We start from the raw sequence: 9337 nt of genomic DNA on the forward strand, positions 1-9337 counted from the left end.
GCCGGGAGGTCGTGCGCGAGCCGATGGACGACGGCGAGCTCATCGTCTGGACCGCGCGATCCAGCGGTGACGAGAGCCGATTCGTCGCGATCTTCTGGACCGGTGCGACCGGTGCGACCGGCGCGCCTGGTGCGACTGGCGCGACGGGGCGTCCCGCGCGGGTCGCGCTCGCGTCGCTCGTCGGTCACGCCGCCGCGACGCACGCCTGGACGGCCCGGGATCTGTGGGGAGCGGGCCCCGACCGGCTGGTCGTGCCCGCCGGGCAGGACCTCGCGTGCGAGGTGCCTGCGCACGGGGTGCGCTGGTTTGTCCTCGAGCCCACCTGATCCCCAAGTGCGCACCGGCGCCGGGGCACGCGGCCGCAAAGCGCTCACCGGCGCCGGGCAACCGTTCGCACCCCATCTTGCCCCAGCGGGAAGATCGACCGATCTTTCCGGGGGGTTTGCTGGAATTTGCATCACAATTGGCCAAGGGTTCTACTTATGGGGCGAGCCACTCCGCCCGCGGTTCGACACCGAGGTAGTGACCCTGCAGGACCGTGCACTCAACGCCGAGTCGGCGGCCTGCGGGCGGACAATTGTGAAGCCCAACAAAGGGGTAGGTAGATGTCTCAGGAAAAACCAGCGACGACCAACAGCGGGCCCCGGCAGGGCGACGCATTCGAGAACCTGAGCCACGAGGACCGGAGCTTTCCGCCGTCGGCCGCCTTCGCGGCGAACGCCGTCGCCAAGGCGGGTATCTACGCCGAGGCGGACGCCGACCGGCCCGCCTTCTGGGCGCGGCAGGCACGTGAGCTGCTGACCTGGAACAAAGACTTCACCAGAACGCTGGACTGGTCCGACGCGCCGTTCGCGAAGTGGTTCGAGGACGGCACGCTGAATGCGGCTTACAACGCCCTGGACCGTCACGTCGAGGCCGGGCGCGGGGACAGGGTCGCCATCTACTTCGAGGGTGAGCCCGGTGACACCCGGACCTTCACCTACGCCCAGCTCACCGAGGAGGTCAAGAAGGCCGCGAACGCCTTCGAGGCGCTCGGGGTGGCCAAGGGCGACCGCGTCGCGGTCTACCTGCCGATGATCCCCGAAGCGGTGATCACCATGCTCGCGTGCGCCCGGATCGGTGCGGTGCACTCGGTCGTGTTCGGCGGCTTCTCCGCCGACGCGCTGCGCAGCCGCATCGACGACGCGGACGCCAAGCTCGTCGTGACCGCCGACGGCACCTACCGTCGCGGCAAGCCGAGCGCCCTGAAGCCGGCCGTCGACGAGGCGCTCGGTCGGGACGGCCACACCGTCGCGCACGTCGTGGTGGTCAAGCGCACCGGCCAGGACGTCGCGTGGGTCGAGGGCCGCGACTCGTGGTGGGCGGACACCGTCGAGGCCGCCTCGGCCGAGCACGTCGCCGTCGGGCACGGGGCCGAGCACCCGCTGTTCATCCTCTACACGTCGGGCACCACCGGGAAGCCCAAGGGCATCCTGCACACCACGGGCGGGTACCTCACCCAGGCGGCCTTCACGCACAAGAACGTGTTCGATCTGCGCCCCGAGACCGACGTCTTCTGGTGCACGGCCGACGTCGGCTGGGTCACCGGCCACAGCTACGTCACCTACGCCCCGCTGATCAACGGCGCGACCCAGCTCATGTACGAGGGCACGCCGGACACCCCGCACCAGGGCCGGTGGTGGGAGCTCGTCGAGAAGTACAAGGTGTCGATCTTGTACACGGCGCCCACGGCGATCCGCACCTTCATGAAATGGGGCCGCGAGATCCCGGCGAAGTTCGACCTGACCTCGCTGCGGGTGCTGGGGTCGGTCGGGGAGTCCATCAACCCCGAGGCCTGGATGTGGTACCGCGAGGTCATCGGCGGCAACACGGCGCCCATCGTGGACACCTGGTGGCAGACCGAGACCGGCGCCCAGATGATCTCGCCCCTGCCGGGGATCACGGTCTCCAAGCCGGGCTCCGCGCAGGTCGCGCTGCCCGGCATCGCGATCGACGTCGTCGACGAGATGGGCGTGCCCGTGCCCAACGGCTCGGGCGGGTACCTCGTCATCAAGGAACCCTGGCCCGCCATGCTGCGCGGCATCTGGGGCGACCCGGAGCGCTTCAAGGACACCTACTGGTCGCGCTTCGACGGGATGTACTTCGCGGGCGACGGTGCCAAGAAGGACGAGGACGGCGACATCTGGCTGCTCGGCCGGGTGGACGACGTCATGAACATCTCCGGCCACCGCCTCTCGACGACGGAGATCGAGTCGGCTCTGGTGTCCCACCCGGCCGTCGCCGAGGCCGCCGTCGTCGGCGCCGCCGACGAGACGACGGGGCAGGCCGTCGTCGCGTTCGTCATCCTGCGCAAGTCCGCGACCGCCGACGGGACCACCCCGTCCGACATCGTCACGATCCTGCGCAACCACGTGGCCAAGGAGATCGGTCCGATCGCCAAGCCGAAGCAGATCCTGGTGGTCCCGGAGCTGCCCAAGACCCGTTCCGGGAAGATCATGCGGCGACTACTACGCGACATCGCAGAAGGTCGCGAGGCCGGCGACGCGTCGACCCTGGCTGACTCCGGGATCATGAAGACCATCTCCGACTCGCTCAACGTCGGGGTGCAGTCATGAGCCGCGAGGAGGGCGCCGAGTCCGACGCGGTGCTCAACCTCGAGGAGCGCGCGGCACGGTATGCGCCGACGCCTTCCGCCGATCCCGCGGCGCTCGGCCTGGCTGCGTTCGCACTGACGACGTTCGTGCTCAGCTTCGTCAACGCCGGGCTGCTGCCGGCGACCGTTGAGCCCGTGGTCTTCAGCCTGGCCCTGTTCTACGGCGGCATCGCCCAGTTCGCGGCGGGGATCTGGGAGTTCGCGAACAAGAACACCTTCGGCGCGACGGCGTTCTGCTCCTACGGTGCGTTCTGGATGTCGTTCTGGTTCCTGGCGCGGTTCACCGACCTGTCCGGAGCCGGCGCGGACGCAGGCAAGGGCGTTGCGGTGTTCCTGCTCGCCTGGGGCATCTTCACGCTGTACATGACCATCGCGGCCCGCAAGGTCAGCACGGCGGTGTTCAGCGTGTTCGTGCTGCTGACGGTGACGTTCTTCGCGCTCGCCATCGGCGACTACACCGGCGTCGTGGCGGCCACCAGGATCGGCGGCGGGCTGGGCATCGCGACGGCCCTCACGGCCTGGTACGCGTCCTTCGCGGTCGTGGCCAACTCGACCTACAAGCGGACCGTGCTCCCGGTAGGCCCGAAGTAGCCACTCGGCCGATGTAGCCGATCGGGCCTCGGGCCTCGGGCCAAGCTGATCACTTGGGCCGAGGGTAAGGCTCACCGCATCTGCGGTGGCCAGAGTTGCCCGCCTCAAAGCCGTAACGTCCGAGCGTTGACGTCCTATAGGACGTCAACGCTCGGACGTTGTGCGTTGTGCGTTGGGGTCACTCGACGAACGGGTGCATCGCGGGGGGCATGCTGCTGACCGCCAGGATGATCTCGCTTGCGACGGTCCGGAGCTTGACGTTGCGGTTCTGCGAGGCGGCGCGCAGCACGGCGAACGCCGCGTCCGCGTCGCACCGGTTCTGGCCCATGATGATCCCGATCGTCTGGTCGATCGAGGTTCGTGAGATCAGGGCGGCGCGCAGCTGGTCGGTGATCTCGACGTTGTGCGCGAAGCGGGCGGCCAGGGTCAGGGCCCGCGACGCCTCGTTGGCGAACCGCTGCGCCTCGGCCTGCTGGACGGGACCGAACGCGTGCGCGGACCGGGAGTACAGGTTCAGCGCGCCGACGGCGTGGCTGCCGCCGTCGAGCGGGAGAGAAAGGGAAGACCGGACGCCCAGCGCGAGGGCCCGCGGACGGTACTTGCCGAACCGCTCGTCCCCGGCGAGGTCGTCGATCAGCACGAGCTGGCCGGTGCGCATCGCGGTCAGGCACGGCCCCTCGTCGTGCCCGTACTGCACCTCGTCGAACCGGGCGGCGTGCGCGTCGCTGCTCGTCACCGTGGCCGGGTGACCGTCGCGGGACACCGTGACGCCGGCCGAGATGTCACCGCCGATGGTCGCGACGGCGATCGCGACGAGCTCCTGAAGGAAGTCCTCGACGTCCTCGGTGGCGAGCAGCAGGTCCTGCAGCTCGCTGGCCGCTTCGCGGATTGCACCGTGGGAGGCAGGCATGGACCCGCTCGTGGCGGGCGGCGAGTCGTGGCTATGGTCGTGGTCGGACATGAGAGCCGAGGTTTCGACGGGGTACGAACCCACGTTCAGCTGCACCGGAAATGGCGCGTCTCCAGGTGGCACGCTCGGATGACCTCCGACTTACCAATTATCCCATTCGGAGTCAAGGTGCCCTGACCTGCCCGTCGTCACGCCTTGTCGAGCGCGCTCTGCAGGGACTGCTGGTAGGCCCCGCTCGTGTAGGTCGCCCCGGAGACCATCGCGACGTGCGCCGTCCCGGCGGCGACCGCCTCCTGGTTGAGGATCGGGATCGCATAGGCGTTGATCTGCTCGCTCGTGCCGCTCCCGCCCGGCTGCGCGATAGCCGCGGCGAAGGTGACGTGCCCGCTCACGAGCGTGAGGCGAACCTGCACGGGGCCGTACGGAGTCCCCACCGCAGCGCCGTCGACAGTGACCGGTGCCGGCTTGGGCACGGGCTTCGGCGCGGGTTTGGGTTTGGGCGCAGGCGCAGGCGCAGGTTTGGGGGTTGGTTTGGGGGTTGGTTTTGGAGTCGGAGTCGGAGTCGGCGCGGGCGGTGTCGGTGTCGGTTCCGGGGTCTCGGTCGGCGCGTCCGCGGGCCTCAGCGTGTCGTTGGGCTCGACGACGACGGGCGTGGCCACGGCGGGCGCGGTGACGGCGGGTGGCGACGACGTGCTCGACGTCGGCGGGGCCATGCGGGCGGCCGCGAGCACGCCGCCGGAGTCAGCGCGATTGCTCGTGCCCCACGAGGCCAGCAGGACGAGCCCGGTGACGGCGCTGCAGGTGGCGACGATCTTGCGACGCATGAGCCCTCCGGTTCGGCGGTTCAGGGGGTGCTTGGCAGCCGCGAGAGATGCCGACGGGGCGCGGGCCCGTCTGATCGGCGCAGGTCAGGGTTCGTTGCTCCAGCGATGCACCGTCCCATCGGCCAGCACGAGGAGTCCGCTCGTCCCGTGCAGGGTGTCGACCCAGTCGACGGCGGTCCGGCCGCGGGCGACGGCGGCGGTGGCCCAGACGTCGGCCCACATCAGGGAGGGCCCGATCACGGTGGCGGAGCGGATCTCGGTGGCGGGCCTTCCGGTGTGCGGGTCGTGGATGTGGTTGCCGCGGGCGGCCGAGCCGGAGGTGGCGACGCCGCCGTCGTGCACCGGGACGGTGGCCAGGGTGCGGGTCGAGTCGTTGGGGTCTTCGATGCCGATGATCCAGGGGTCGGGTTCGGACCCGGGCCGGAGCAGGATGTCGCCGCCGGCGCCGATGGCGACCGCGAGGTCGGACAGCGCGTCGAAGTGCCGGGCAGCGCGGGCGACGGCCCAGGTCTTGACCAGGACGGTGGGGTCGAACTGGCCGGGGCGGCCGGGGGTGTTCCAGGCGTCGACGTAGCCGTCGGTGCGCAGGAGCGCGGCCGCACACAGGCGGTGCACCTCGCGGACAGACGTGTCGCACTCGTCGAGGGTGAGCTCGCCGCGGCCCAGGCGGCTGATCTGGGAGTCGGCGCGGTAGGTGCTGAAGAGGGCGTCGGCCGTGCGCAGGTCGGCGAACAGTTCGCGGGCCGCGTGTGCGGCGTGCGGGTCCCGGGCACCCGATCCGCGGACGTGCACGCTGATCGGCATGCCCATGATCTGCTCGACCCACGCGCGGTGCGGGGCGGGCGCGTCACCGACGGACGCCACGGCAGTGGACCCGGCCGCGGCGCTCGTCGTCACACTCCCGCCTGGTCGAGCGCGCTCTGCAGGGACTGCGTGTAGGCGTTGGACGTGTAGGTCGCGCCGGAAACCATGGCGATCTTCGCCGAGCCGGCCGCCACCGCCTCGCTGTTCAGGACCGGGACCGCGTTGGCCTTGATCTGGTCGTCGCGGCTGCTCCCCGAGGGGAGCTGGATCGCCTCGGACTTCGTCACCGCGCCCGCCGCGACGGTGATCTGCACCTGGACCGGTCCGTACGGCGTCTGCGCGACGGAGCCGGCGTACGTCTTCGGCGGTGCCGCGGCCGCGGGGGCAGGCGCGGGCTTTGCGGTGCCGGCGGCCGCCTTGCCGGCGGTTCCCGAGCCGGTGGCGCCGGTTGCGCCGCCCGCAGCGGGTACGGGGGGTGGCGAGATCCGGTTCAGGCTGGTCGGGTACAAGAAGAGCAGCACAAGGCCGGACAGGGTGGTACCGATCGTGATCACGATGCGACGCACGAGAGACCTCCTTTCACCAGCTGAATCGTTCGATGTGCAGGGCGTCGTCCGGCACGCCCGCGGCCGTCAGGTCTGCCGTGACGGCGTCGACCCACGGCGCCGTGCCGCAGACGTACACGTCGCGGTCGATCAGGTCCGGCACGAGGAGCCGCAGCGCCTCGGTTCCGGGGATATGCCCGAGATCGCGCGGCAGCCAGGGCGTGCCGATCCGGCTGCGCGGCCCGATCAGGTCGAGAACCTGCACGGCCCCCGAGTCGACGAGGTGGTCGATGTCCCGCTGGAGCGGTCGGTGCTCGGCGCTGCTGAGGCGTCTGACCAGCGTGATCGGCCCCGGGTTCTTGGCCGCCGCGGCGTGCTGGAGCAGCGCGACCAGGGGGGTGATGCCCAGGCCGCTGCCGATGACGACGAGGCCGCGACGGGTCCGCATGTCCGGGGTGAGGCGTCCGTAGGGGCCCTCGATGAGCACCCGGGTGCCGGGCGCCATCCGGGCGAGTCGGTCGCCGTCGTCCCCGCGGGTCGCGGTGGTGATGCGCAGGACCCCCGAGGTCGGGGTGGCGGACAGCGAGAGCGGGTGTCCGCGGGTCCACCCCGCACCGGTGCGGAACCGCCAGACGAAGAACTGGCCAGGCGCGACGCGCAGGCGGGCCAGGCGACGGCCGGTGACGTAGATGGACACGACGCCGGGGGCTTCCTTCACGACGTGGCTGACGGACAGCCGCTGCCGCCAAGAGGTGCCCAGGGGGATGGCGACGCGGTAGATCAGAACCGCGCCGACGGCGACGGCGTACAGGCCCCACCAGTAGGCGGTCGCGATGGGGGAGGCGAGGAAGTCGGCGCCGGTCCACAGCTGGTGCGGCAGGGCGAGGCCGGCGCCGAGGTACGCATACAGGTGCAACAGGTGCCAGGACTCGTACTTCAGGCGGCGCCGGGCGGCGCGGGCCGAGGTGACGGCGATCAGGAGGAACAGCGCGGTGCCGACGGTGGCGAGGAGCATGCCCTGGGCGGTCGTGATCAGGGACCACAGCTGGGCCAAGAACCCGGTGCGGGCCAGGGCCGCGTAGCCGAAGGTGATGGCCACGATGTGGGCGAGCATGAGGTTGACCGAGGTGTAGCCCAGCAGCCGGTGCCAGCGGGTGATCTTGTCCTGGCCGAGGGACCGCTCCACCAGGGGGATGCGGGCCATCGCGAGGACCTGCAGCAGGAGCAGATCGCTGCTGAGCAGGCCGAGCAGGCGCCCGAGGGTGCTCAGCGCGGACCCGGTGCCCGAGAAGATGGCCTGCACGCCGCCGTTCGACACCCACAGGGCCACGACGATCAGCATGCTCGCCCAGACCACGATCCCGACGGCGTCCGCCCACCAGCGCGGACGTGCGGGGGCTCGCAGACGGGTCACTCGGCGGGAGGTGTGGGGCGTCCTGAGTACAGGGGTCGTCGGGGTGGCCATGAACGTCAGTGTCCGGGACGGCACCTGAGACGGTGCTGAGCGGACCGACCGACCCGCGTTCGAGCGGGGACGTTCGGCCCCTATATCCGCTATGCACCGGAGACGAATAAAACCGCGTAGTCAACCGCATGGGAAACGAACGGAAGTGGAAGTTATGCGCGCGGCAGTCGTAGAGAGCTTCGATCGCGAGCTGGTGATCGAGGACCTCCCGGTCCCGGTTCCGGGCGATCAGCAGGTACTGGTGCGGCTCGAGGCCTCGGGCCTGTGTCACACCGACATCCACGCGGCACGTGGCGACTGGCCGGTGCGGCCGACCGTGCCGTTCACGCCCGGCCACGAGGGGGTCGGCATCGTGGCCCAGGTAGGACCGCGGGTCACCAGCGTCGCCGTCGGCGACCGGGTCGCGATTCCGTGGTTCGGGTACGGGTGCGGGGGAGTGCGGCTACTGCATCGACGGCCGCGAGACCCTGTGCGAGGCGCAGCAGAACACCGGGTACTCCGTGGACGGCGCGCTCGCCGAGTACGCCGCCGCGGACGGCCGCTACGTCGTCAAGGTGCCGGCGGGGGTCGACCCGGTGGATGCCGCCCCGCTCACCTGCGCGGGCGTGACCTCGTACAAGGCGGTCAAGGTCGCCCACGTCGTCCCGGGCGAACGGGTCGCCGGGCTTCCGCGCGACGGCAGCTTCGAGATCCCGATCTTCGCCACGGTGCTGGGCGGCCTGTCGGTGATCGGGTCGATCGTGGGTACCCGGCAGGACCTCCGCGAGGTGTTCGCGCTGCCCGCGGCGGGCCGTACCCGGGTGATCACCGAGACCCGCAAGCTCGAGTCCATCAACACGTCGATGGCCGACGTGCTGGCCGGCGCCGTGCCGGCCCGGATCGTTTTCGAGCTCTAGCGGTCTTCGAGCCGGTCGACGGCGGCGCCCTCAGGCCCAGATCGGGCCGACCGGGGGATACGTGCTGGTGAGCTCGGCTCGCAGCTCCGCGAGCCGCGGCGTCCGGCCGCCGTCGGGCTGGCCCTGGTAGCTGGTGTCGAGCAGCATCTGTCGGCCCCAGGCCAGGACCGGCTCGAGGTTCGGGTCGGCGGGGTCGCGCGCCAGGGCGCGCACCCAGTCGGCCCGGCCGTAGGCGAGCCCGCCGCCGATCAGTACCAGCTCGACGTCGTTCGGCGTGGCCGCGCAGACGGACTCGTACGGGTCCGGGTCGCACCGGGCGAGCACGAGCACGTCGGCGGGCCGTCCGACGTCGAGCCTGCCCAGGTGCTCGCCGAGGCCGGCGATCTCGGCGGCCCGCGCGGTGACCATCCCCACCAGCTCGGCGGGGCCGAGGAGGCGGCCCTGGTTGGCGAGCTCGCGCCGGGCCACCTTCAGCTCGGCGAGCAGGCTCGTCGAACCGCTCGGGCACCAGTCCGCCCCGAGCGCGACCGGCAGCCCGACGTCGAGCGCGTCGGTGATCCTGGTCGTCTCGCCGTAGAGCCGTAGAGCCGTAGAGCCGTAGAGCCGTAGAGCCGTAGAGCCGTAGAGCCGTAGAGCCGTAGAGCCGTAG

General features: G+C 71.0%; 9 protein-coding genes and 2 pseudogenes. 5 read left to right on the plus strand and 6 right to left on the minus strand.

The annotated features are described in order from the left end of the window. From VIM26_RS02155 to VIM26_RS02165, 3 genes and pseudogenes are all read left to right on the plus strand, one after another. A pseudogene (locus VIM26_RS02155) lies at positions 1-326 on the plus strand (hypothetical protein); the annotation flags it as partial. 279 nt (positions 327-605) lie between these two features. Next, positions 606-2615, plus strand: a complete 2010-nt coding sequence (gene acs / locus VIM26_RS02160; RefSeq protein WP_331948675.1) for an acetate--CoA ligase — start codon at positions 606-608, stop codon at positions 2613-2615. Further along, complete coding sequence (locus VIM26_RS02165) at positions 2612-3244, plus strand: acetate uptake transporter (protein WP_331948676.1); 633 nt, start codon at positions 2612-2614, stop codon at positions 3242-3244. Before acs ends, VIM26_RS02165 begins: the two co-directional genes overlap by 4 nt. Positions 3245-3422: 178 nt before the next feature. Here VIM26_RS02165 and VIM26_RS02170 read toward each other — a convergent pair whose 3' ends face one another. The 5 genes from VIM26_RS02170 to VIM26_RS02190 all read right to left on the minus strand — a co-directional run bounded on the left by VIM26_RS02170 (position 3423) and on the right by VIM26_RS02190 (position 7792). Then, positions 3423-4154 carry a GAF and ANTAR domain-containing protein gene (locus VIM26_RS02170; protein ID WP_331948677.1) on the minus strand — a complete coding sequence of 244 codons (732 nt, stop codon included), beginning with the start codon at positions 4152-4154 and terminating at the stop codon, positions 3423-3425. Between the two features lie 188 nt (positions 4155-4342). Further along, positions 4343-4978: an FMN-binding protein gene (locus tag VIM26_RS02175; RefSeq protein ID WP_331948678.1), complete on the minus strand. Its 636-nt coding sequence runs from the start codon at positions 4976-4978 to the stop codon at positions 4343-4345. A gap of 84 nt (positions 4979-5062) precedes the next feature. Further along, positions 5063-5875: an FAD:protein FMN transferase gene (locus VIM26_RS02180; RefSeq protein WP_331948679.1), complete on the minus strand. Its 813-nt coding sequence runs from the start codon at positions 5873-5875 to the stop codon at positions 5063-5065. Continuing rightward, positions 5872-6348 (minus strand): FMN-binding protein, encoded by a 477-nt coding sequence (locus VIM26_RS02185; protein WP_331948680.1) that lies wholly within the window; start codon positions 6346-6348, stop codon positions 5872-5874. Before VIM26_RS02185 ends, VIM26_RS02180 begins: the two co-directional genes overlap by 4 nt. Positions 6349-6361: 13 nt before the next feature. After that, entirely contained in the window at positions 6362-7792 is a 1431-nt protein-coding gene (locus VIM26_RS02190) for a ferredoxin reductase family protein (protein ID WP_331948681.1), read from the minus strand. 154 nt (positions 7793-7946) lie between these two features. On the opposite strand from VIM26_RS02190, the pseudogene VIM26_RS26960 reads away from it, so the two are divergent. Together VIM26_RS26960 and VIM26_RS02200 are read left to right on the plus strand one after the other, a co-directional pair. Then, positions 7947-8271 (plus strand): annotated as a pseudogene (locus tag VIM26_RS26960) (alcohol dehydrogenase catalytic domain-containing protein); the annotation flags it as partial. A gap of 21 nt (positions 8272-8292) precedes the next feature. Next, positions 8293-8688, plus strand: a complete 396-nt coding sequence (locus VIM26_RS02200) for a hypothetical protein (RefSeq protein ID WP_331948682.1) — start codon at positions 8293-8295, stop codon at positions 8686-8688. Between the two features lie 30 nt (positions 8689-8718). Here the strand turns inward: VIM26_RS02200 and VIM26_RS02205 are convergent. Next, positions 8719-9337: amidohydrolase family protein (locus VIM26_RS02205; RefSeq protein ID WP_331948683.1), on the minus strand; the 619-nt coding region annotated here is incomplete at its 5' end.

Origin of the sequence: Pengzhenrongella sp. (genome assembly GCF_036565025.1) — a bacterium.
Taxonomy (GTDB): Bacteria; Actinomycetota; Actinomycetes; order Actinomycetales; family Cellulomonadaceae; genus Pengzhenrongella.